Below are 22,907 nucleotides of genomic sequence, written 5' to 3'. Positions count from 1 at the left end.
CGGCTTCGCGATCGGGCCGGGCCGTGGCGACACGGTCCGGCCTTTTCGTGTTCGGATCACCTGGACAGGCATGGAGCCGGTTGCATGAGCGGCGTGGTCCTTCTTCACGGCATCAGCCGCACGGCACGCTCGCTGCGGGCGATGGAGCGCCGCCTGGAGGGCGAGGGCTATGCCACCGCGAATCTTGATTACCCGTCGCGGCGGCGTGACCTGTCCGACATTGTCGACGGCTTGATCCCGGCCGTCCGCACCTTCGCGGAGGGGCTGGACGGGCCATTGCACTTCGTCACGCATTCGATGGGCGGGCTGGTCGCCCGTGCGCTGCTGACGCGGTACCGGCCACCAATGCTGGGCAGGGTCGTCATGCTGGCGCCGCCCAGCGGGGGAGCGAGATTGCGGACCTGTTGCATCGATGGGGGCCGTATCGACGCTGGTTCGGCCCGGCTGGCGGCGAGCTGGTGACGCGGCGGGGTGAGCGGCTGGCGGCGCTGCTGGGCCGTGTCGACTATGAATTGGGCGTTATCGCCGCAAGCCGCTCCATCTACCCGCTGGGGTCGCTGCTGCTGCCCCGGCCCAATGACGGCCGCGTGTCGGTCGCGTCCACGCATGTGCCGGGCCTGTCCAGCCATGTCGTCCTGCCGACCACCCATCCGGGCATCGTGAACAACCGTGCCTGTATCGAGCAGGCCGTGACCTTCCTTCGCAGCGGGAGCTTTGCGCCCTAGCCGCGCCGATCAGGCGGCCAGGTCGAGCGGTTCGCCCGCGGCCACGGCGCCAAGCCGGCGTTCGAGTGTCTTCAGGCGCGCGCCGTCTGGGATCTTATCGCCGGTCAGGTCGGTCAGGTAGAACGTATCCACCGCGCGTTCGCCATAGGTCGCGACATGGGCGGAATGGATCGTCACCTTGGACTGGAACAGCGCATGGGCAAGCTGGTTGAGCAGCGCCGGCCGGTCGCGCGCGTTCACCTCCACCACCGTGAAGCGGTTGGACGCGCCATTGTCGATCAACACGTTGGGTTCGATCGGGAAGGCATCCGCACGCGGGCGCGGGGGTGACTTGGCCAGCAGCCGGTCGGCCATCTTGCCGCGGTTGGCGAGCGCATCCTCTATCCCGCGCCGCAACCGGTCGAGCTGGCTTGTGTCGTCGAAGGGCCGGCCGAGAGGGTCCTGAACCAGGAAATTATCCACGGCCATGCCGTCGCGCGTGGTGTGAATGCGCGCGTCGATAATGTTGCCGCCCGCCAGGTGGATCGCGCCCGCGATCCGGTAAAACAGGCCCGGATGGTCGGCGGCGTAGACGGTGACCAATGTCGCGCCGCGCTCCGCATCCACCCGCGCGTCGATGGCAAGCTGGCCGGACCCGGCGGCATCGATGAACCGCGCGTTCTGCAACAAGACCTCGTCCGGCTCCGCGATCCAGTATGCGGAGGGCAAGCGGTGGACATAGGCGGCGAGCCGCTGGTCGTCCCAGCCAAGGGCGGTGCGCAGCCGGTCCTGCTTGGCCGCGATGCGTTCCGTCCGCCCGGTCTGCTTATGGCCGAGCCGCAGCACTTCTTCCGCCGCTTCGAACAGGTCGGACAGGAGCTGGCGCTTCCAGCCGTTCCACACGCCCGGGCCCACCGCGCGAATGTCCACCACCGTCAGGATCAGCAACAGGCGCAACCGCTCCGGGCTTTGCACCTGTTCGCAGAAATCGAGGATCGTCTTGAAATCCGACAGGTCGCGCTTGAACGCCGTTGCGCTCATCAGCAGGTGATAGCGCACCAGCCAGACAACCGTCTCCGTTTCCGCTGGCGTCAGACCGAACCGAGGGCACAGGCGCAGCGCCACTTCCGCGCCCAGCACCGAATGGTCGCCGCCGCGACCCTTGGCGATGTCGTGAAGCAGCACCGCCACATACAGGGCGCGGCGCGAGGCGATGCGATCGAACATGGCGGTCGCGATCGGGTGATCGATCTTGAGCGTGCCATGCTCGATCCGCGACAACAGCCCGATCGCGCGCACCGTGTGCTCGTCCACGGTGTAGTGGTGGTACATGTCGAACTGCATCTGCGCGACGACGCGGCCAAAGTCGGGGACGAAGCGGCCAAGCACGCCCGCTTCGTTCATCCAGCGCAGCACCAACTCCGGGTCGCGTGGAGAGCAGAGCACGTCGAGGAACAGCGCGTTGGCGCGCGGATCGCGGCGGTAGTCGCCGACCAGTTTCGCATCGCGGGCGGCGGCGCGCATCGCAAGCGGGTGGATTTCCAATCCGTTGAGGTCGGCCAGCTGGAACAGCTCGATCAGCCGAACCGGGTCCTCGGCGAAGAAGTCGTCGCGCGGCAACGCCAGCCGACCGCGGTCGAGCTGAAAGCCGGCAAGGCGGCGCGGCGTGCGGCGAATGGTGGGCAGCAGGAAGCGGCGACCCCGCGCGGCGAACTTCTCGTCCAGATGCGCCAGGAACACGCCCGTCAGGTCGCCGATGCTTTTCGCCTGCAGGAAATAGAGCTGCATGAACCGTTCCACCGCCGACTTGCCAGGCCGGTCGCGAAAGCGCATCCGGCTCGCAATCTCGCGCTGGTAATCAAAGGTCAGCCGGTCTTCCGCGCGCCCGGCGACCAGGTGGAGGTGACAGCGCACAGCCCACAGGAAGGTGTCGGCCCGGTGGAACAGCCGGTATTCGGCGCGGGTGAACAGCCCGACATCGACCAGCTGGGTCGCGCGCTGGACGTCGTAAATGTACTTGCCGATCCAGAACAGCGCATGAAGGTCGCGCAGCGATCCCTTGCCTTCCTTGACGTTGGGTTCGACGACGTAGCGGGTGTCGCCCATCTTGCGATGGCGCGCGTCGCGTTCGGCAAGCTTGTCCGCGATAAAGGTGCGGGCGGTATCGGCCTGTATCTCCGTCTTGAAGCGGCGCGCGGCCTCGTCGTACAGCTCGTGATCGCCCCAGATGTAGCGAGCCTCCAGCAGCGCGGTGCGCACCGTCACGTCGGCGCGAGCCTGGCGGATCATCTCGTCAAGCGATCGGCTGGAATGGCCGACCTTCAGCCCCAGGTCCCATAGCGCGTACAGGACGGACTCGATGACCTGTTCGGCATGGGGCGTCTGCTTGCCCGGCGTCAGGAAGCCGATGTCGACGTCGGAAAAGGGCGCCATCTCGCCCCGGCCGTATCCGCCGACGGCGATCAGCGTCAGCCGCTCCCCCTTGGTCGGGTTGTGCAACGGGTAGAGCCGGTTCGCGGCGAGCTCCATCAGCGCGCCGAGCAGGACATCCGTCAGGTAAGCCTGCGCGCCCGCCACTTCGAGCCCGCGAGAGGGCTGGTCGGCCAGGCGGCGGGCGATCTCGGCTCGCCCGGCCTCCAGGGCGGACTTCAGCTCGGCGGTAGCGGCCCGGCGCAGCGCAACCGGATCGCCGTCGGGTAGCGCGGCGAGAGTTTCTGCCAGCGCGCGCCGGTCAACGATTGCGCGGCGATTGGGGAGATGGTCGAAACGTCCTGCCATGGGCGCCGATGTAGCGTGAGCGGGGCGACGCGAACAGGGAGGTCAGGCCGGAGAAGCGCTCTCCAGTTCGTTGCGGAGCATCAGCGCGCGCGCGAACACCACCTCGAACATCTCGGCCGTCAGCACGCCCGTGTTCTGGTTGTAACGCGAACAATGGTAGCTATCGATCAGCACCCGGCCATCGGGCATGACGTGCTCTGCCAGATGGCCGAACTTCGCCTTGGGCAGGCGGCCGCCCATCGCCTTTACTGCCGATTGATGCGCGATGGCACCCAGCGCGACCACGATCCGCACCTTTGGCAGACGCGCGAGCGGCCCTTCCAGGAACGGGCGGCAGGTGCGGATTTCCTCGGGCGTGGGCTTGTTCTGTGGCGGCAGGCACCGGACGGAGTTCACGATGACCGTGCCGTTGAGCCGCAGGCCGTCATCGGCGCGCGCCTCGTAATTGCCTTCCGCCAAGCCATAGGTGAGGAGGGTACGGTAGAGCAGCTCGCCCGCGAAATCGCCGGTGAAGGCGCGGCTGGTGCGGTTGGCACCGTGCTTGCCCGGCGCGAGACCAGCGATCGCCAGCCAGGCGTCGGGGTCGCCGAACGCAGGGATGGGCGCGTTCCACCAGTCAGGGTGTTCGAGCCGCAGCTCATGACGAAAAGCGACCAACCGCGGGCAGAGCGGGCAGTCATGGGGCGGCTCGGTATCGGGCAAGGCGCTGGGTGCGAATTCCATTGCGGCGCGGTACGGAGCGTGAATGACGAGGGCAACCTACCTCATTGCGCTCGGCAGCAACCGGCCGGGGCGCCATGGCGGACCGGCGGCGGCGATCGGCGCAGCGCTGGCGGCGATCGGCGGGGTGGTGATCGCGTCGCCGGTGATCGCGACGCCGCCGCTTGGGCCGTCCATCCGCCGCTTCGCCAATGCCGCCGCGTTGATCGAGAGCGACGAGGCGCCGCCCGAGCTGCTCGCCCGGCTGAAGCGGATCGAGCGCGCGATGGGGCGGCGTCGCGGCCGGCGCTGGGGGGCGAGGGCGATCGACATCGATATCATCGCCTGGTCGGGCGGCATCTGGCGCGCACGTACGCTGATGGTGCCGCACCCGGCGTTCCGGCAGCGCGACTTCGTGTTGCGCCCCGTGGCCCGCATTGCGCCCGATTGGCGCGATCCTGTCACCGGGCTGACCATGCGACAGTTGGAGCGCCGGTTGACCCGGGCGCGCCCAATGCCTAGGCGGGCGGCGGCTGATGGCCGGGGTCCGTAGCTCAGTTGGTAGAGCAAGCGACTTTTAATCGAGAGGTCCCGGGTTCGAGCCCCGGCGGACCCACCATCGCCCTTCCTCTCACTCACTAACACAACCTGATTGTGCGGTTGGGGCACCCCACGCGCGGAGGCGTGCGTTGCCCGTCCGCGATCGCCCTTAGCTGTGTTGCAGGATCGAAGATCCCGCGCGTGACGTAGCCGTCTCCGCGCTATTCGGCCCTAGTCCCGGCACTGACGAAGCGGTTACGAGCACCGGCGCGGCCGGGCACTACGTCGTAGAAGCGGGGCGTGGCTTTGCAGTGGTAGCGGATCTCGTATCCGCCCTTGCAATGCGCTCCGAAGAGGAGGCGGCCCGCGCTCGGGAGCAATTGACCGTCACCCAGACCGACATCGTTTCGGCGCTAGGGATGGTACAGAAGGCGGACGGCGCGCTCGCCGCAATTTCGGGCGACGTTGCCGAGGTCCATAGCCTTCTTAGTCAGATGGCCAGCGACAACCAGGCGCAGGCGACAGCCATTGCTGAGATCAGCGTTGCCATCAGCACCATGGACCAGTCCACGCAGCAAAACGCAGCCATGGTCGAGGAAACATCGGCGGCATCCCGCAACCTTTCCAACGAAGTCACCACGCTTGCAGACCAAGCAGCGCTGTTCAAGGTCAGCGCCGGGCAGCCCAAGACGTTCCGTCCCGCTGCCTCGCCATCTATTGACAGCGATCCTCGCTATGGATTTCCAGTAAAGGCGCTGCCCGCCTCGATATCGCCCAATCGGACAGCGAGGACTGGACAACTTTCTAGCTGATCGCTTGGCCACCCGCTCCGCACCGCGACTATACCGCCAGACGGCTCTGCTTTCCCGTGTCCGAAGGTGAGCGAGGCACCTGTACGGCGGGCTCAGCGGCGACGTTTCTGCCGCTCAAATTGGAAGGCCGAAGCGCGGTCCAAACCAGGCCATGATGGAATAGAGCAGGATGGTGAGCGCGCAACCGACAACGAGAGCGGGCCAGAAGCCTGCTCCGTGCCGCAGCAGCGCTGGTATCACGAGGAACATCGGCAGGGACGGGATCACGTACCAGAACGTCGCTTCCGCGTGCGCCGCCATGTTCGCCGCGTCGGGCTTGGCGCGCCACAGCCACATCATGCCGAGCACGGATACGAGGGGAACCGAGGCGATCAGCGCGCCGAGGCCGGGGTATCTTGTCGCAACCTCCGACGCGGCGACGATGAGGACGGCCGATACCAGAGCTTTGATCACGAGGTAGAGCATTGGCGTATCCTATCCAGTGATCCGCAGCCGCGTGAACAGCATGAAGCTGGTCGGGTCCGAGCCATATCGCGGCTGCATGTCGCGCGGCAGGTCGTATTTGCTGACAAGCCCGCCAAGATCGAGTGCCACGGGGCCGAACGGGACCGAGTGGTACCCCCCTAGACTGAGCTTGCTGACGTTGAACACCCGCCCGGCGAGCATATCGTCGTCGTGCTCGTCCCCGAACAGCTCGTCCCCAAAAAGCTCGTCCTTGTCGACGTTCTCCGCGCGGCCGAACACGGTCCAGCGGCCGAGCTGGACGGCGCTGTCGAGCAGGAAGGCGTCGGTGGTGTGACGATGATCGCCGCCGGATGGATCGTTGCGGCCCCAGGCGAAGGTGGACTGCCAATTGCGGTCCTGACCCAACGGCAGGTTCCAGGTGATCGACGCGGAGGTGCGCCGCACGTCCTCGTCGGGGTGCAGCCCCTCGGGACTGTGAAGGAAGCCGTGGCTCACCTGCGCGGACAGGTTGGCTGTCGGGTTAACGGTGGCGCGGACGGACCAGCTGTCCATTCGCGGCCGCTCTATGTCCCAGCGGTTCTCGTCGGGCTCGCGGCCGGTGAAGATCGAGCCTTCGAGCTTCAGGCCCTTGTGGACGATGCCTGCCGTCGCGACGCCGAAGGTGACGTGCGTGCTGTCGAGCCAATGGTGCGAGATCGGCGCCTCCGGGTTCGCCATGCCGGAAAAGCGGTGCATGTAGGTTGCAGGCCCGAGCGCCGGCTCGCCGGGCAGGCCGAGGTAGACGAAGCCCGACAGGTCCCGCCCGAGCGGGTGGCTGAAGGTTGCCGACAGTTCCATGAACGCGTCGTGCGGATGCTGGCGGTCGACGAGCTCGGTTCGGCCGTCGGCGGTCTCTCCAGTGGCGAGTAGAAGCGGGTAGCCCGACTTGCCCATCAGCGGGTCGAGGCTGCCCATCGCGCGCAATGTGAGCGTGCCGCGGCCGAGCTCGCGCTGACCCATACCCATCAACATCGACGCGACGAACGCCTTCTGGTCGCCACGCGGGCCGCCCTGGTCGTCATAGACCAGCGTGGCGAAGCCGTGCACCATCGTGGACCAGTCGCCGTGCTTTCCCATGATGGCCCACATCGGCGAGCTCTCCGGCTGCCACGCGGTGCCTGACGCGTCACGCATCATGCTGTAGCCGCCGAGCATGCCCTTTATGCCGTGCATGTCCATGCCGCCGTGATCCATCCCAGCCACCGCGCCATGGTCCATGCCGGGCATGGAACCCTGGTCGATCTGGCCGTGGTTCTGGGGCGTCGATGCCACAGGTGCATCGGCCATCGTAGCCGGGGCCATATCGGCGCTGGAGGCTGGAGACACATGAGCGCTGCCCCCCGCTTGGCTGTGGTCCTTCGTGCTGTGGCCCGTCGCGGGCTGCGACGCAGCGGGCTTTGGGGCCGTCCGTGGTGCCGGCAATGTCCGGGGTTTCGCGGCGGGGCGGGCCGCCTTGGGCGCGGGCTTCGCCCTGGGTGCCGGGACCGCGTGCCCGGCGTGCTGGCCCATGTCCATGCCGGGCATGGACTGGGCGTCGGCGGCGATCGGCGCGGTAAACGCGGTGGCCGCGAGCATTGTCCTGATAATCATGCCGTGTCGTCCAATGTATGTGCCGGCCCGTCGGCGCGCGCCTGATCGCAGCGCCCGTCCCGGCCTGTCGTTCCTTCGGAAGTGGTGGAGCGGTCAGCCCGCCGGTCGCGTCAGGCGGCCCGCGGCGGCGGGGGCGCGGGCCCCCCGGCGAGCCCGGCGAGTAGCAAGGGGCGCGATGGGTCGGACGCCCCCGCCGCTGGAACGGCTACACCGTAGCTGGCGGGCGTGGCCCCTGGCAGTGTCACGCACAGCGCGCAGGCCGCGGCGTCCATCTTCAACGGCTTGTCGGGCTTGGCCGGCATGTCCGTGCAGTGGGACTGTTGGGCCGCGGGCTTAAGTGGTGCCGCCATCGCGTCGCACCCAGCTCCCATCCGCAGGACAAGCCCGAGCGCAAGCAACGCCAGCAATATCCGGCGTAGATCGAAGGATGGCAGCGCGCGCGGCATGGGCCCGTTCTAGGATCGCGATGGACGAGGGACAACCGAAGCGGTCACATCGCACCTGTGCCGACGAGCATCCAAACCGCCATCGCGATCATGCCGAGGTTCTCAGTCAGGGAAACGAAGCCGAGTGGCACGTTGGACGAGCCACCCACGCAGGCACACTTCAGCTCGCGTCCGTCGATGTAGACCGCCTTGAACACGGTCACGGCGCCGACGGTGCCGATGAACAGCGCGATCGGGATCGAAAGCCAGACAAGCGCGCCAGCGGCCATCAGCACGCCCGCCAGGCCTTCGGCGAACGGGTAGACGTAGCCATACCGTACCCACCGCTTCGCCAGCAGGTCGTAGTTGAGAAACATGGTCGAGAACCGTTCGACGTCCTGCAGCTTGAGCAAGGCAAGGACGGCCATGCTGAACCCGCCGAACCATTGGATTGCGTGGGCGGTGAACGGGGATCCGAACGCGCTTTGGCTGGCAGCCATCGCGAGCAGCGCGGTCATCGCGAAAAGTGCAGCGACCGGGCGATAGCTGGTCGCGCCGGGCTCGACGACGTGCATGCCAAAGCGGCGGCGCAGGTCGTCGTAGCCGCCGACGCGCTCGCCCGCGATGAATATCTGGGGCGTCGTCTTCACCCCCTGCTCGGCCTTGAACGCGTCCGTCTCGGCGCGCGTGGCGAGGTGGTGATCCTCGACGTCGAAGCCTCGGCGCCTGAGCAGATCCAGCGCCCTCAGCCCATAGGGACAGGTGTGTTCTGGCATCACCATCCGATGGATAACGGCTACTGGACGGCTGGACACGGGTGCGCTCCTGATTGCCTGCGGCGGTACCCGGCCCATATGGGGTCTGTACCATGGTGCGGAGTAAAGGGCCGATGGCAAGCATGACGGTCTCCAAGCTGGCGCAGGCCGGTGGCGTCGGCATCGAAACTGTCCGCTATTACCAGCGGCGCGGCCTGCTGACCGAGCCGGACCGGCCCGACGGCAGCGGCTTTCGCAGCTATGCCGAGAGGGACATCCAGCGGCTGCGCTTCATCCGCCAGGCCCAGGCCGCCGGATTCACACTTGAGGCGATCCGCGAATTGCTGGCGCTGGATGCCACGGATGATCGGGATCGGGCACGTGCGATCGCACGGGAACGCATCGCAGCGCTGGATGCAAAGATCGCTGAGATGCAGGCAGCAAGGGCGGCGTTGTCCAAACTCGCCGACGACTGCGCAGCCACCTCGACCGGGCCCTGTCCGATCTTGTCGGCATTTACGCCCGAGGTTGGCGTGGCGTCTTAGCCAAACCCGGCGAAGTCAGTGCCTGAACCAACGTCCGTTGATGGGCGCGCCTATCGCGTCCTGGTGACCAGTTCTGGATCGAAACGCGTCTTGGCTCATCGGCGCAAGGCTGCGGGACCTGCGCGTCGCAGCCGACCATACCCTGATACCCCTTGCGCCCGATAAGCACGCCTGAACCTCTCCCGCAAACCAGGGCTAGGCGCGGGTGATCCCCGCCCGCCGCGCGGCCTTGTCGACGGGCACGTCGTGCAGGATCCTGAAGCGTGCCTCGATCAGACTGAACAGCCCAAAGGCGAACAAGCCGACCGCCACTACCGTGTCCATCGGACTCGACAACCAGGACAAGGCCTGGGCCGTGCCGCCCGCCTCGCCAGCTTTTTCATGGAAGCCGGCTTTCAGGAGGGAGTAGCCGCTGATCAGGAAAACCAGGCCTCTGGCGGCGTAGCCTGCACGTCCGCTCCACTGTGCCCAGACGCGCTGCGCCACCTGCGGCTCCAGGTGGCGCAAGAACGTGCCCTTTATGGCCTTGATGAGCTGGATCACGCCAACGCTGATGAGGATCAGGCCGGCGACGACGATCAATGTGCCGCCAGCCGGCAACTGCAAGGCCGTTCGCGCACCCTCGCGTGTGCCATCGCCGGCTGAGGCTGCTCCACGCAGCAACCGGATCGCCTGCCAGGCGAGCAGCAGGTGAACCACCCCACTTGCAGCCGCCCCGACGCGCTCCATCGCGCCCTTCCGATCGGCAGCGTGGCGCTCGATGTTGAACGCTGCGTCAGACAGTCGCCAAAGGCTGTATGCAAGAAGCCCTGTTGTCATGATGATCAGCAGCACTTTGCCGCCGCCTTGGCCAAGGTACCGGAGGGCGCCGCTCGGATCCTCGGCGCGACCGGCGCGGACCACGAGAAAGGCGATGACGAGGTAGAGAAGCCCGCGCGTGGCGAAGCCAACCCGGGTAAGTGTCGTGAGCCGCGCCTGGGTATTCACTAAAGGGTACTCCCCGCTGAGCGGCAAAGAACAGCCGGTTCGACGTGTCCGTTCCGAAGTGGTCACGAGAACCGAACTGTAGCATCAGACTACCGTGAGAACTGCGTCGCGGACGTTGCATTGGTGCAGCAGCAGGCGCGATGCGCTAGCCGGTCGCATCAACGGTCCGTCTTACCAGCGCTGCAGCCGGCTCGACAGGTCCTGACGAACAGAAGGAACACCACTTGGCATTCAAGGAACGGATCGAGCGGGGCGGATTGATCACGTTCCTGGCCGCCATCACCATCGCGCTCGCGGCGGTGGTGTCCGGCTTTGCGGGCGCATTGCTATGGGCGGCGCTGGCTGGGCTGCTGTTCCAGCCCTTGCACCAGCGCGTGCTTTCGCGCTGGCCGGGTCGAAGTAACCGGGCTGCCGCGGTGACGATGCTGATCATCACCTTCGCCGTGGTCATGCCTGCGCTGATCGTCGCCAGCCTGGTCCTGGAACAAGCGGCGGGCGTGTACACGCAGGTGCGAAGCGGGCAGATCAACTTCGCGACCTACTTCCAGCAGATGCATGATGCGCTGCCGCTGCGCCTGCAGACGTTGATGGACAGTTCCGGCCTGGACAGCTTCGAACGGGTCCAGTCCCGTATCTCCGATGCTCTGGGTAGCAGCGTCAGCATGATCGCTCGGCAGGCGTTCTCGATCGGTCGCAACGCAGCCGCCTTCCTGCTGACATTCGGCGTCGGGCTGTATGTCACGTTCTTCCTGTTGCGTGACGGAGCAGAGATCGGTCCTGCCATTGTCCGAGCACTTCCCTTGCAGCCGGACGTCGCAGAGCGCCTGTCGGCAAAGTTCGTGGCGGTTGTGCGCGCGACGATCAAGGGATCTGGCGTTGTCGCGCTGGTTCAGGGTGCGCTGGGGGCGGTGACCTTCTGGATCGTCGGCCTCCCGGCTGCCTTGCTCTGGGGCATGCTGATGGCAATTGCGGCGCTGTTGCCCGCGGTCGGGCCAGCGATCATCTGGGTGCCGGTCGCGCTCTACCTGCTCGTCACGGGCGCGATCTGGCAGGCGGTCGCCGTTGTGTTGTCGGGCGTGCTCCTGATCGGCCTGGCCGACAACATCCTGCGGCCCATCCTGGTCGGACGGGACACCGGCGTCCCTGATTGGCTGGTGCTCGTGACAACGCTGGGCGGCATCAACCTGGTGGGCCTGAGCGGTATCGTTGTTGGCCCGCTGGTAGGCGCGCTGTTCATCACAGGCTGGCAGATCCTGACCGAACAGCGGGCGAGCGAACCGCTCGCTCGCGCACCATCGGCGACCGAGCCGGACTCCGGGTCCGGTCTTTAGCTTCAGCTCAGTTTTGACCCGAGCTGGCTGTCACTGGCAGACCAGACTGAATCAACGCGTGGGCATGCGCCCGAGATCAGGCGCGGTATCGCGTACAAACTTGATCAGGCGAATGACCGAGTTCGTGTTCATCCTTTCGTGACAGCCCGCGATGATGGGCTCCACGTGTCTACTTACGAAGCAGCCAGTCGGAAAGCAGGTCATTCGCCAGTGCGGGAACAGCCGATCGTCGAACTCTAGCCATGGTGACAACCTGATATCAGTGTGCCGCTTATCCATCATTATGCTCTGCATCAGAGTTGAGACGGCGTCGGCATCTCCCTCCAGGAATTGCGCGAAATGGTTCTGTGTCGAAACCAGGAATCCGGTGACATCCAGAGCTACATTTCGCAGATGGGAGAGTGCCTGAATGGCGAGAAGTTGGTCGCCTTCGTCGGCGTGCCCAACCAAGCTGCGGCTCACATATAACAGGGAGCTGAGCATGAGAGCAGTATGCCAGCCAGCATTCAGGTAAGATATCAGGGATGGTACGAACCGAACCGTCATCCCTCTCGCCCGATCAGCCGCTTTCGCCTGGGAACGCGTTGTCACGTCACCGGCGTTAGCGCCGCCGACGCTCTCGATGCAGTTGGTCTGAAAACCTGGGCGAAGCGGTGCCTGTCGTTCCTTGCAGCGCTCGCCAGTACGACCGTACCAACGCCTCTCGGCATCACCTCGGTAGGAACCCCGGTCGGCCCGCGATGGTCGGACCCTTTGCGTGCCCGTCTCGTTCACAAGCCAATCGAATTGGTGGAGCAGGCACATGCAGGGTTTGGATCAGATCCTCGGATCGAACGGCACGGACATCGGGCAACTCGCGGCCCGTTTCGGCATCAGCCCCGACCAGGCTAGCGCGGCGTTGGGCTCGCTCATGCCGGCGGTCGCTGGCGGCATGCAACGACTGGCGGACACGGGCGACCTTGCCCCGGTAGAGCAGGCGGGGTCGCAGATCGACCAGCCCAGCACGTCCGCCGGCAACGACATCCTCGGTCATATCTTTGGCAGCAAGGACGTCAGCCGCCAGGTTGCCGACCATGCGGCCGGGCAGAGCGGCCTGTCCTCAACGGTGATGAAGGCAATGTTGCCGGTGGTGGCGGCGATGGTTGCCAAGCACCTTGCCCAGAATAGCGGCGGTGGTGCGATGGCGCAGGGCGGCGCGGACGGCGGGCTTGGCGGCGGTTTGGGCGGCATGCTCGGATCGGTGCTGGGCGGCGGGCAGGCGGGCGGCAGCCAGTCGGGTGGCGTTGGGGGCCTGCTCGGCGGCCTTCTTGGCGGCGGCGGCAATCCGCTCGACGCGATCCTTGGCGGGAGGCGGTGAGATGACAGGCAAGATCCCGGGCAACGAGCCCGATAGCCGCGACATGGCGGCGGAACCCACCCCGGCGGACAGCGCTACCCCTGCTGCCCCGATCGACCCGGCGCTGGCGGCCGAGGAAGAAGAAGCGGCGAAGCTGGGCGATTTCGCCTGAGCCTCACCGCCCTCGGTCGGCTTACCAGTTCAGCCCGGCGCGGACGTACAGGAAGCGTCCGTTGAAGCCGAAGGGCGAATAATAGGGGAAGCCGACCACGCCCGTGGTGTTGTTCTGCGTGGGTGAGCGATCCGGATACACGTCGAACAGGTTGCTGACGCCCAGCGCGAATTGGCCACCCTTGGTCGCCTGATAGCGGACTTCCAGGTCGGTGATCGCATTGCGGCCGGTGTTGATGTCGCCCGCTTCCGTCGTGCCCGGCTGGTTGACGTTGCCGTAATAGGTGACGCGGGCAAGCGCGCCGAGCTGGCCGAGGGACCAGTCGATCGTCCCCGAGATCTTCTCGCCCGGCGTGCCTTCCTCCAGCGACAGCACGCGGCTGCGGGCGAACAGGGTGGGTGCCGGGTCCAGCGTCGCGGTCGAGGTGGGCACGCGCGTCACCTCGATCTTGTTGATGTTGCCCGCGACGGTAAAGTCGAACGCGCCCGCACCTTCCGTGCGCAGGCGGTAGTGGCCGACCACGTCGATGCCCTTTGCCGTGGAGCGCAGGCCATTGATGAAGAAACGGGCGGCCGTCGCCCCCGTGCCCGACTGGGCGAGAAGGCGGGCGATCTCCGCATTCACCGCCGCACTTTGCGTCGCGGATACCTGGATGTTCTCCGACAGGCCCAGCTGGTCGCGCAACTTGATGTAATAGCCGTCCACGGTCAGGTCGAAGCCGCCAAAGCGCAGCACCGTTCCGGCCGAGAAGTTGGTCGACTTTTCGGGGCGAAGCGGCAGGCCGCCCAGCGCCGCCGAGGTCGGGTCGATGGAGGGGAAGGTGCCGGTCAGCACGGGCGCGCCATTCTGCACGACCGAGGCGACGGAGGTGAAATATTGCTGCTGCAACGCGGGTGCGCGGAAGCCGGTGGACACCGTGCCGCGCAGTGCCAGCCAGCGCGCCAGGTCATAGCGCGCGGTGACCTTGCCCGTCGCGGTGGTGCCGAAGTCGGAATAATCCTCACCCCGGCCCGCGATGCCGACGAGCAGCTTGTCGGTCAGCTGCGCTTCCACGTCGAGATAGATCGAGCCATTGCGGCGGCTGCGATCCACCGCGTTGCGAGGGGAAAAGCCGCCAAAGCCTTGTGCGCCCTGCGCGACGCCCGCAACCGCGCCCGTTGCGGGCACGCCGTAGGAGGCAAGCTCACCCGGGCTGATCTGGTAGCTTTCACGACGCCCCTCGACACCGAAGGCGACGTTCAAGGACTGGAACACGTCGAACTTGCGGGTGACGTCCAGGCCGACGACCCATTGGTCATAGGTCAGCGCGCCGTCGGAGAAGTTCTGCGGGGTCGCGGCGCCATAAGCGTAGTTGGCCGAGTTGAGGGTCCGAAACGCCAGCTTGTTCCAGCCATAGGAGAGCGACAGGTCGATGTTCCACCCGGCCAGCTCACCACGCACGCCCAATGCCGAGTTGATGTCGTTCGACTTGGTGTTGATGATCGGCAGGAAGCCGTTCGGATAACCTGCCAGCGTCGTTGTCGCACTGGCCAGGCGCGGGAAGGCGGCGCCGCGCGTGTCGCGGTCCTGGTAGCCGACAAAGCCATAAAGCTGGATGTTATCGGCCAGCGACGTGCCGGCGTTGGCGAAGATCGTGTATTGCTGCACCGCCGGGTCGCCGAACCGGCCGGTGACGCGCGTCGGGGTGACGCGCGGGTCGAAGTCGGCGCGGTTGGTCGGCTGACGCTTCAGATACTCGCCCGACAGCGTCAGGAAGCCATCGTCGCCAAAGCCGATGCCCTGCCATGCCTGGGCGGTGACGGTATGCTCGCCCGTGACGCTACGGCTGCCGCGCGCGGTGTCGATGTCGGTGTTGTAGATGCCATAGGTGACGCTGGCGCCGCCGCCCGAGCGCGCCTCACGAAGGCGAAGGTTGATCACGCCTGCGATCGCGTCCGACCCGTATTGCGCCGACGCCCCGTCGCGCAGCACCTCGATACGGTCGAGCGCCACGGTCGGAATCGTGTTGAGGTCCACCGCAGCCGCGCCGCGTCCGACCGACCCATTTGTATTGAGCTGTGCCGAGGTGTGGCCGCGGATGCCGTTGACCAGCACCAGCACCTCATCCGGCGACAGGCCGCGCAACGTGGCCGGGCGGACTGCGTCGGTGGCATCGGTGGCCGCCGCACGTGGGAAGTCGATGGAGGGGGCGACCTGGGCCAGTGCCGCGCCAAGTTCCGTGGTGCCCTGGCGCTGAAGGGCCGCCGCGCTCAGCACATCAACGGGCGACGCACTGTCCAGCCGGGTGCGCCCGGCGACGCGGGTGCCCGTGACCACCACGTCGTTGCTTTCGTCCGGCGGCGTCGTCGCGCCGGTAGCGGGGGCGTTCTGAGCCTCCTCTGCCGGTAAGGTCGCCTGCTGGGCGGCGCGCGCCTGGTCGAGCGAGTCCTGTGCGGCCGCTGCCGTGGACAGGGTGGCCAATACCGAGCCGGACAGGAGGGTGAGAAGACGAACGCGAGGCATAAGGAACCCTTTCACCCTGCCGTCGGCGCGTTATGCGTCTCGGGCTCCGGCAGGCAGGGGCGGCTCCCTAACGGGCGCGGGGGGAAAAAGCGTCGCTAATCCTGATTTGTGAACCGCAAACTTTTCTACCGGCGCCCGAGCCTTGGCAGATGGTTTGCGGCCGGGGTGGTGGTGCCCCAGCCGCACGGGATCAGAAGCCGACCGCCAGCTTCGCGTACAGGAACCGCCCGTTGAAGCCGAACGGCGAGAAGTTGCTGTAGGGCAGGAACTGATAGGTGGCGGGATAGCTGCCCCCCACACCGCTCGGCCGCAGACCGTAAGGGCGGCGATCCGGATACACGTCGAACGCGTTATCGACGCCCACGGTCAGCTGCACGCCCTTCAGCTCATAGCTGAGCGAGAAATCGCTGATCCACTTGGGGCTGAGGATCTGGTCGTCCGGCCCCAGTGCGGTCAGGCTCAACGCATTGGCACCAAGCGGCGCGGTCGTTTCCGGCGAGATCACCGAGCCATAGCGGGTCGTGCGCGCGGACACGCCGAACCCGGCGATCTTGCCATCGGTCGCCAGCACCACCTTGGTACGCGGCTGTCCGCGTTCGAAGCGAATGCCCTCAACCCGGCCGAACAGCGCCAGGCCGGGGATCTGCGCCAGCGGGCCCAGCTCGTTCAGGCGCTTGTCGATCTTGTTCTGCGTGTAGTTGTACGCGGCCGAGAAGTTCCAGGCGCCCAGCACGCCCAGGTCCGCGCGATAGGTAGCGACCGCGTCCACGCCCTGTGTCGTGGTGTCGAGGCCGTTGAGGAAGAAGCGCGCCGCGCCGACGGTGCTGAAGCCGTTGGCAACCAGGATCGATTGCACCGCCGCATTCTGCGCCGCCGTGCCGACACCCGCTGCACCCAAATTCTCGGACAGGACTACGCGGTCGCGGATCTTGATGCGGAAATAGTCGACGGTCAGGTTCAGACGACGGATCGGGCTGGCCGTGAAGCCGCCGGACAGGTTGAACGACTTTTCGGGATCGAGCTGCTTCGAGCCGAGAGCGCGGGCGACCGGGCTGCTGACCGGTACGGTTGACACATCCACCGGCACGCCGGCCAGGAAGTTGGTCGAGGTGGTGGTGAAATATTGCTGGTGCAGCGAGGGCGCGCGGAAGCCGTTCGACACCGACCCGCGGATCGCCAGGCCGGGCACGAATTCATAACGGAGAGCCAGCTTGCCGTTCAGCGTGTCGCCGAAATCGGTGAAGTGTTCGAAGCGGCCGGCAGCCGTCGCGGTCAGGCCCGTGAACAGGTCCGCGTCGAATTCGATGTACCCGGCGAAGCTGTCACGGTTGACGTTGGTGCGCGCAGAGGCGGGCAGGCCGCCGAACCCTTGTGCCCCCGCCGCCGCGGCACGGCCGGGGAAGGAGCAGGCGCCGGTGGTGGTGTTGAACACGCCGCCCAGAACCGTGCAGTTCGCCGTGGTCGTCACGCGGGTCGGGATGAACAACGGCCCGGTCTGGTAGGACGCTGGGTCGCCGGGGCGGATTTCGAAGATCTCGTGCCGATATTCACCGCCCACGGCGAAGGTGAGGGGGCCCGCCAGCCCCGCGTCGAACTGGCGCGACAGATCGAGATTGGCGAGGATCTGTGAAAAGGCGAGGCCGCCCGCATCGAAATTGCGCTGGCTGGACGGGCCGAACGAGGTGTTGAGGCTGTTGCGCGTGCGGTAGTTGAGCTCATTGCGGCCGAACCCGACCGAGAAGTCGCTCTTGAACCCGGCCAAGTCGTCCATGCGCACGCCGCTGGTCATGGCGAGGTCGTCGATGTTCGACTGAATGAACGGCAGGAAGCCGTCGGGGGTCAGCGCGACGAAATTGGCGCTGTTGGGCGTCGTCGCGGGGCTGATCACAGAGTAGTTGCGGTTTGCCGCCGCGGAGGCCTGACGGTAGTTGGCCGCGGACAAACCATCGCGGTGGCCATAGGTGCCGAATGCGTAGAAATCGGCGAGGCCGAGCGGCACTTCCATGTTGAGCAGGAAGTTGAAATCCTGCGTCTTGGCGTCGCCATAGCGGAACTCTAGCCGGTCGAAGCCTGCCTCGCGCGGGTCGAACGTGGTCGAGCTGGGCTGGATATAGTTAGGCCGCAGGTCGAAGCCCTGGCGGTTGGTATAGTCGCGGTCGCGATATTCGCCCGTGAAGTTGAAGAAGCCGCCATCGCCGATCGGCAGGCCGACATTGACGCCATAGGTGATGAACTCACCGTCGCGTGCCTTGCGCTCGCCCGAACTGTTCGCCTGCAGGTACCGCGGGTCGGTGGTGTTCAGCACGGGCTGACCGGCTGCGTTGGTGACGAGGCCGTCGAAGTTGGACACATCGTCCAGCGTGGTGACGTACTTGCCATAGCTGATCTGGGCGCGGCCGCCCGAGCTTGCCGTCTTGAGCTGGACGTTGATCACGCCAGCGATCGCGTCGGAGCCATATTGTGAGGAAGCGCCATCACGCAGCACTTCGATCCGCCCGATCGCCAACGCCGGGACCATGTTCATGTCCACAGCCGCCGCACCGCGGCCAACGGTGCCGTTGATGTTGAGCAGCGCGGAAACGTGGCGGCGCTTTCCGTTCAGCAGCACCAGCGTCTGGTCGGGGTTGAGCCCGCGCAGCGTCGCCGGGCGTGTCACGTCCGATCCGTCCGAGATGGAGGGCTGGGGGAAGTTGAAGGACGGGACCAGCTGGTTGAGAATCTTGTTCGTCTCGCCCAGCCCCGACGATTGCAGCGCGCTGTCGGAAATCACGTCGATCGGCACGGGGCTCTCGGCGACGGTGCGGTTGGCGGCGCGGCTGCCCACCACGACCACGGTTGTTTCAGGCTCGCTGTTGGCGGGGTTCTGCGGCTCGGTGCTGGTTTCCTGGCTGGGCGCCGATTGGGTTGTCTGGGCCGTTGCCGGCGCCGCGAGCGCGATGACTGACACGGAAAGCATGTGGCTGAGCGGCAAGCGTCGCATGAAGATCCCCTGTTATGAGCGGGATCCCCATCCCGCCTTGCCCATCAGCATATGACGGGCCAGGCAACATGCACGTGCTGATTATTGCGTCGCAGCGCTGCTGTGGATTTTGCGCCGCCTTTGTTGCAGCGGCGCAACATAGGTTCGACCTTAGCGCCGAATCGTGCGCTCCTTTGGCCGATCGACGCCAAAGCGCCAGACCGTTGTCTGACGGTAGATCTGACCCGGCTTCAGCACCGTCGGCGGGAATGACGCGTGGTTCGGGCTGTCGGGCAGGTGCTGCACCTCCAGCGCCACCCCCGCGCCGGGGGCATAAGGCCGCCCGCCGGGACCAATGTCGGTGCCGTTGAGATAGCCGCCGGTATAGACCTGGATCGACGGTTCGGTGGTCTCGACGGTCAGTGTCCTGCCCGTAGCCGGATCGGCAAGGCGCGCGACGGGGGCAAGGGGGCCCGCCGGCTTGTTGAAGAGCCAGGCATGGTTGTAGCCGCGCGGCGTCAGCGGCGGAACGGGATTGGCCATTCGTTCGCCGATCGCGTGCGGCTGACGGAAGTCGAGCGGCGTTCCCGCAACCGGCGCCAGCGCACCCGTCGGGATGCCGCGATCGTCGGTCGGGAGGTAGCGATCAGCCTGCAGCTGGAGCGTCTGGCCCAGGACCGACCCGCTCGCTTCGCCCGCCAGATTGAAATAGCTGTGGTTCGTCAGGTTGAGCACGGTCGTACGGGTGGTGCGCGCGGTATAGTCAATGTGCAGCGCGTTGTCGGCGGCAAGGCGATAGGTAACAGACAGGGTCAACTGGCCCGGAAAGCCCTGAAAACCATCGGGGCTGATCGTGGTGAACGTCACCCGGTCGCGTGAGCCGCGCGGCTGCGACACCTGCCAGTCGAACGCTTCCAGCCCGGCCTTGCCACCGCCATGCAGGGCGTTGGGGCCGTCATTGGGCTCAAGCTGCACAGGCTTGCCGTCCAGAACGAAGCGTGCATTGCCGATCCGCCCGGCATAGCGGCCCACCGTGGTTCCGAAGAAGTTGTTCTTCATCTTGGTGCGATAGTCGGCCGCGGTGGCATAGCCGAGCACGACATTGGCAGTCTTGCCGTCGCGATCAGGCACCTCGATCGCGGTTACGGCGGCACCTTGCGGGATCAGGCGCACGGTCATGCCGCTGGCATTGCGCAGCGTGATCGTCGGATCGCTGCGATCCTGTGCCAAGCCCGTGGCGGGCATCGCAGAAGCAGCAAGGAGGAGCGTGGAAGCGAGGGTGCGCATCACTTGGCCTTTCCGTAAAGCTTGTCCGCCGCAAGGGCCAAGAACATGTAATTGGTGGCCCCGCCGCCCAGCACATACTCACCCTGTTGCCAGAAATAGGGCCAGACCTTCAGCTCCGGCAGGTCGGGGCGGACCAGGTTGGTGCCCGACACCACGCCGCCTGGCACATAGCTCCAGTCCGCGCGGTTGAAGCCGTATGCGGTCGTGTCCGATACCGCGCCCACGCCCGACACGAAGCTTGCCGTGTTCTCGCCCGGATGCGCGCCCAGCACGAAGTTGAGCGCATTGATATAGCTGTCGGTGGAGGTCAGCTGCGGCCAGCCCTTGTGGAAGAAGTATTGCTGGACCCCGCGCTCCTGGATCGTCCAGCCCGCGCCCCAGATCTGCGGCTTGTAGGGCACTCCATAGGGGCTGTCGGTGCGTGCGTCCGCGGTGACTCTTGCCTGATAGGTTTTCACCGCGGCCGTGACGCGGGTGCGAAAGGCGCCAGGCAACTGGTTCAGGATGTTGGCGAGCGCCCAACCATTCTTGTCGACATGGGCCAGGATCTCGGGCTCCAGCGCGACCAGGCGCGCGACCAGCGCCTTGTCATTCGTCGCCTGAATCAGTTCGGCCAGAGCGAACACCTCGTTCGACTTGTCCTTCGCACGCCCGAACGCCTTGCCCGCCACGTCGCGCGCGGCGGCCAGCGCCTCGCCTGCGAGTGTCGGATTGCTCCTTCGCAGAACCCGCGCCGCCGCCGCGAGCCCGCCCGCGGTGTTGAGCTCGCGATCGGGATTGTCCTCGGTGAAGACCCACCGGTCGTCCGCGACGATGGGCTGGCCGTTGTTGTCGACGCCCAGGCCCTCGACCGGCTTCCTGGAAATGTTGTCCGTCTCGTTCGCCGCTTCGCCCAGCAGGGCATATTGGCGCAGCGCCGGCACCTGGATGCCGCGATAGGTGCGGCCGAGCGCGCGATAGCCGCCGAGAACCGTCAGGAGCCCATGCTCGATCTGCTGGGTCGCATCGTTGATGCCGTCGGGATCGTGGATCTCGACCTGGTGGCGCACCTGGTCGATCCGGGTCGCGTCATAGTCGAGCCCGAACTCCTCGATCATCTTGGACAGGATCCAGACCTCTCCGATCTGAGACTCAACGCGCAGGTCATAGTCGCCCGCATCGTGCCAGCCGCCCGCGGCAAGGCCCGGCACGACATTGCCCGACTTGAAGCGCGACAGGGTGGAGGCGCCCTGTTCATAGCCGTCGATATGGTTGAGCGGCGCCGGGGCCATCAGCGCGTCGTCCATATGGTCGAGGCCATGCCAGACCCGATATTTCTCGCGCACCAGCATGTGGCACATCTGGATCGGCAGGAAATATTCCAGCGTCGGCTGCCAGGCGTGGCGGCTGTACACGGCCGGGTCGATGCGGAACGGGCTCGATAGCTGGTCGCCATAGGCGACCTGGTACATGCCCGGCTGCTTCACCCGGCTGAAGTCGAAGGTGAGATACTGGTAGCGCAGGAAATTACCCCAGCGCGTCGCCGGGGCAGACAGCTCCAGCCGGCGGCCCTCCGGCGTCAGGCGGAAGAGCTGCACCAGCTTGTCGGCGGTTTCCGCTGCGTCGAGCTCGATGACCGCCTGCTTGGGCTGGGCGGGTGCATAGCCGATCTGGGACGTCTGGATAACCGGAGGCCGCTTCCAGCCGGCTTCCGTCGATGGGGTCACGACCCACTCGATCGCCCGCTTGGTCGCGCCGGCCGCCACCGCGCCGCGCACGATGAACCAGCCATTATTATGGGCCGAGCGCCCGTCGATGAGTTGCAGTGCGCCCGTGCGGCTTTCGATCCTGATCCGCTGCGCTTCCGTTTCGGGCGCGACCACCAGCGTGCGCCCCGTGGCAAGCGGCACGCCCAGCGCCTGGCCGTTGGGATCCTGCACCGGGCCGTTCTTTTCGACATTGCGCGGCACGGGGAGCCCCCGGTCGGGCTCACGAGCCATGGGACCGTTCGGCTGGCGCGGGAAGATGCCGGTCTGGCCGTCGAGCAGCCATGCCTTGCCGAACAGCGCGCCCGGAAACAGTTCCAGGTTGAACCCGACCCGGCCGACCCATTTCGCGGGCAGCGGCTTGTCGAGATCCACCGTGATACGAAAGCTGTTGCCGCCCGCCGGCGACACGTTGACCTTATAGTCGAGGTCGAGATCGGGGTAGAAGATCGGGTTGAAGCCGTGCCCGTTCTTGGTCGGATCGGGATAGCGCAGCGCCTGCGTGATGGTGCCCGTCGCCTTGTCCACCACATGCCCGCCATTGGCGGTCGGCATGGGGGACCATTGGCCGGGTTCCGGCTCCAGCCGAAGGTCGCCGTTGGCGGCGACGCGGGTGCCCTGCTGAATCACGGTGACGCCCGTCTGGTGCCCGTCGGGATAGATGTCGTCGAACACGATCACGTCGAGCCCGGGCGCGGTCAGGTAGCCCTTGTCCCCGAGGCGCAGCCCCTGCTGCTGCTGCTGCTGAGCACCGGCGCCCGCTGCAACCGTTACCAGCAGCGAGGCAGTAGCCATCCAGCGCGCGACCCGTTTGCCAATCATGTGATCCTTCCCCTTTGTTGCTCGCGCCTTAGCGTTTCCGTGGCGCGTGCTCTTCCCCCTTCTTTGGTCGCAAGGCGTCGTGCTTGTCGAGGGTCGCGAACCAATCGGCATAGGTCGAACGGTTTGCCATGCGCCGGTTCTGGTCAGGGGCACCGTCGCTCCACCATACCGGGCCACGTTCGCCCAGCGCGACCTTGGCCGCATCGACCGCCGATCGTGCCGACCGGAGCGCATCCTCGTCGCCGGTCCGCAGCGCCGCCCCGACTGCCCGGCGCGCATCCATCAGTGCTGCCACCAACGCCACGCGATCCGCCTCGGGCAGGGCGGGGTTGGTCCGCCGCCACAATCGCCCGCGCACGACCAGGTAACGGCCGTCCGGCGTTTCGAGGGGCGGCGGGCCGCTCACGCCGGGCT

General features: G+C 66.4%; 21 protein-coding genes and 1 tRNA gene. 9 read left to right on the top strand and 13 right to left on the bottom strand.

From position 1 onward, the window contains the following. The first annotated feature begins 84 nt into the window (after positions 1-84). Both FHS94_RS19140 and FHS94_RS19135 read left to right on the top strand, forming a co-directional pair. Entirely contained in the window at positions 85-462 is a 378-nt protein-coding gene (locus FHS94_RS19140) for an esterase/lipase family protein (RefSeq protein WP_221234664.1), read from the top strand. Next, positions 459-725: a hypothetical protein gene (locus FHS94_RS19135; RefSeq protein ID WP_221234663.1), complete on the top strand. Its 267-nt coding sequence runs from the start codon at positions 459-461 to the stop codon at positions 723-725. The genes FHS94_RS19140 and FHS94_RS19135 overlap by 4 nt, the downstream gene beginning before the upstream one ends. A 9-nt stretch (positions 726-734) precedes the next feature. On the opposite strand, the gene FHS94_RS08745 is transcribed toward FHS94_RS19135, so the two are convergent. After that, complete coding sequence (locus FHS94_RS08745) at positions 735-3,482, bottom strand: [protein-PII] uridylyltransferase (RefSeq protein WP_184056857.1); 2,748 nt, start codon at positions 3,480-3,482, stop codon at positions 735-737. 42 nt (positions 3,483-3,524) lie between these two features. Further along, the gene (locus tag FHS94_RS08740; RefSeq protein ID WP_184056854.1) at positions 3,525-4,205 is read right to left on the bottom strand and encodes a uracil-DNA glycosylase; all 681 of its coding nucleotides are present in this window, start codon (positions 4,203-4,205) and stop codon (positions 3,525-3,527) included. A 22-nt stretch (positions 4,206-4,227) separates the two neighbouring features. Between FHS94_RS08740 and folK the strand changes: the two genes are divergently transcribed. The 3 genes from folK to FHS94_RS08725 all read left to right on the top strand — a co-directional run bounded on the left by folK (position 4,228) and on the right by FHS94_RS08725 (position 5,533). After that, positions 4,228-4,734 (top strand): 2-amino-4-hydroxy-6-hydroxymethyldihydropteridine diphosphokinase, encoded by a 507-nt coding sequence (gene folK, locus FHS94_RS08735; protein ID WP_184056851.1) that lies wholly within the window; start codon positions 4,228-4,230, stop codon positions 4,732-4,734. Further along, positions 4,725-4,800 (top strand) — tRNA-Lys (locus FHS94_RS08730). The genes folK and FHS94_RS08730 overlap by 10 nt, the downstream gene beginning before the upstream one ends. A gap of 262 nt (positions 4,801-5,062) precedes the next feature. Then, the gene (locus tag FHS94_RS08725) at positions 5,063-5,533 is read left to right on the top strand and encodes a methyl-accepting chemotaxis protein (protein WP_425506170.1); all 471 of its coding nucleotides are present in this window, start codon (positions 5,063-5,065) and stop codon (positions 5,531-5,533) included. A gap of 114 nt (positions 5,534-5,647) precedes the next feature. On the opposite strand, the gene FHS94_RS08720 is transcribed toward FHS94_RS08725, so the two are convergent. The 4 genes from FHS94_RS08720 to FHS94_RS08705 form a co-directional block, all read right to left on the bottom strand. Beyond that, positions 5,648-5,998, bottom strand: a complete 351-nt coding sequence (locus FHS94_RS08720) for a DUF3147 family protein (RefSeq protein ID WP_184056848.1) — start codon at positions 5,996-5,998, stop codon at positions 5,648-5,650. A 9-nt stretch (positions 5,999-6,007) separates the two neighbouring features. After that, the gene (locus FHS94_RS19665) at positions 6,008-7,612 is read right to left on the bottom strand and encodes a hypothetical protein (protein ID WP_184056846.1); all 1,605 of its coding nucleotides are present in this window, start codon (positions 7,610-7,612) and stop codon (positions 6,008-6,010) included. A gap of 125 nt (positions 7,613-7,737) precedes the next feature. Then, the gene (locus FHS94_RS08710; protein ID WP_184056843.1) at positions 7,738-8,073 is read right to left on the bottom strand and encodes a hypothetical protein; all 336 of its coding nucleotides are present in this window, start codon (positions 8,071-8,073) and stop codon (positions 7,738-7,740) included. Between the two features lie 44 nt (positions 8,074-8,117). Continuing rightward, the gene (locus tag FHS94_RS08705) at positions 8,118-8,906 is read right to left on the bottom strand and encodes a MauE/DoxX family redox-associated membrane protein (RefSeq protein ID WP_281396875.1); all 789 of its coding nucleotides are present in this window, start codon (positions 8,904-8,906) and stop codon (positions 8,118-8,120) included. Positions 8,907-8,941: 35 nt separating this feature from the next. Between FHS94_RS08705 and FHS94_RS08700 the strand changes: the two genes are divergently transcribed. Further along, complete coding sequence (locus tag FHS94_RS08700; RefSeq protein ID WP_221234662.1) at positions 8,942-9,352, top strand: MerR family transcriptional regulator; 411 nt, start codon at positions 8,942-8,944, stop codon at positions 9,350-9,352. Positions 9,353-9,547: 195 nt separating this feature from the next. On the opposite strand, the gene FHS94_RS08695 is transcribed toward FHS94_RS08700, so the two are convergent. Continuing rightward, positions 9,548-10,339, bottom strand: a complete 792-nt coding sequence (locus tag FHS94_RS08695) for a DUF1206 domain-containing protein (protein ID WP_184056839.1) — start codon at positions 10,337-10,339, stop codon at positions 9,548-9,550. A gap of 224 nt (positions 10,340-10,563) precedes the next feature. Here FHS94_RS08695 and FHS94_RS08690 point away from each other — a divergent pair, with 224 nt between their 5' ends. Then, the gene (locus tag FHS94_RS08690; RefSeq protein WP_184056835.1) at positions 10,564-11,670 is read left to right on the top strand and encodes an AI-2E family transporter; all 1,107 of its coding nucleotides are present in this window, start codon (positions 10,564-10,566) and stop codon (positions 11,668-11,670) included. 51 nt (positions 11,671-11,721) lie between these two features. Here FHS94_RS08690 and FHS94_RS08685 read toward each other — a convergent pair whose 3' ends face one another. Then, positions 11,722-12,153, bottom strand: coding sequence for a BLUF domain-containing protein (locus FHS94_RS08685; protein ID WP_184056832.1), 432 nt, complete (start codon positions 12,151-12,153; stop codon positions 11,722-11,724). A 319-nt stretch (positions 12,154-12,472) separates the two neighbouring features. Between FHS94_RS08685 and FHS94_RS19660 the strand changes: the two genes are divergently transcribed. Further along, positions 12,473-13,027 (top strand): DUF937 domain-containing protein, encoded by a 555-nt coding sequence (locus tag FHS94_RS19660; RefSeq protein ID WP_184056828.1) that lies wholly within the window; start codon positions 12,473-12,475, stop codon positions 13,025-13,027. A gap of 1 nt (position 13,028) precedes the next feature. Then, on the top strand, positions 13,029-13,178 hold the full coding sequence (locus FHS94_RS08675; RefSeq protein ID WP_184056825.1) for a hypothetical protein: 150 nt from the start codon (positions 13,029-13,031) through the stop codon (positions 13,176-13,178). A gap of 21 nt (positions 13,179-13,199) precedes the next feature. On the opposite strand, the gene FHS94_RS08670 is transcribed toward FHS94_RS08675, so the two are convergent. From FHS94_RS08670 to FHS94_RS08650, 5 genes are all read right to left on the bottom strand, one after another. Next, positions 13,200-15,680, bottom strand: a complete 2,481-nt coding sequence (locus FHS94_RS08670) for a TonB-dependent receptor plug domain-containing protein (protein WP_184056822.1) — start codon at positions 15,678-15,680, stop codon at positions 13,200-13,202. A gap of 190 nt (positions 15,681-15,870) precedes the next feature. Next, complete coding sequence (locus FHS94_RS08665) at positions 15,871-18,660, bottom strand: TonB-dependent receptor plug domain-containing protein (protein WP_184056818.1); 2,790 nt, start codon at positions 18,658-18,660, stop codon at positions 15,871-15,873. Between the two features lie 150 nt (positions 18,661-18,810). Beyond that, positions 18,811-19,884, bottom strand: a complete 1,074-nt coding sequence (locus tag FHS94_RS08660; protein ID WP_221234660.1) for an aldose epimerase family protein — start codon at positions 19,882-19,884, stop codon at positions 18,811-18,813. Positions 19,885-19,925: 41 nt separating this feature from the next. After that, positions 19,926-22,493 carry a cellulase N-terminal Ig-like domain-containing protein gene (locus FHS94_RS08655; RefSeq protein WP_184056813.1) on the bottom strand — a complete coding sequence of 856 codons (2,568 nt, stop codon included), beginning with the start codon at positions 22,491-22,493 and terminating at the stop codon, positions 19,926-19,928. A 28-nt stretch (positions 22,494-22,521) separates the two neighbouring features. Continuing rightward, positions 22,522-22,899, bottom strand: coding sequence for a hypothetical protein (locus FHS94_RS08650; protein ID WP_184056810.1), 378 nt, complete (start codon positions 22,897-22,899; stop codon positions 22,522-22,524). Positions 22,900-22,907: the final 8 nt, after the last annotated feature.

Origin of the sequence: Sphingomonas aerophila (genome assembly GCF_014199305.1) — a bacterium.
GTDB lineage: Bacteria > Pseudomonadota > Alphaproteobacteria > Sphingomonadales > Sphingomonadaceae > Sphingomonas > Sphingomonas aerophila.
The sequence above is the reverse complement of the archived record's forward strand: the minus strand, read 5'-3'. Positions and strand labels throughout refer to the sequence as shown.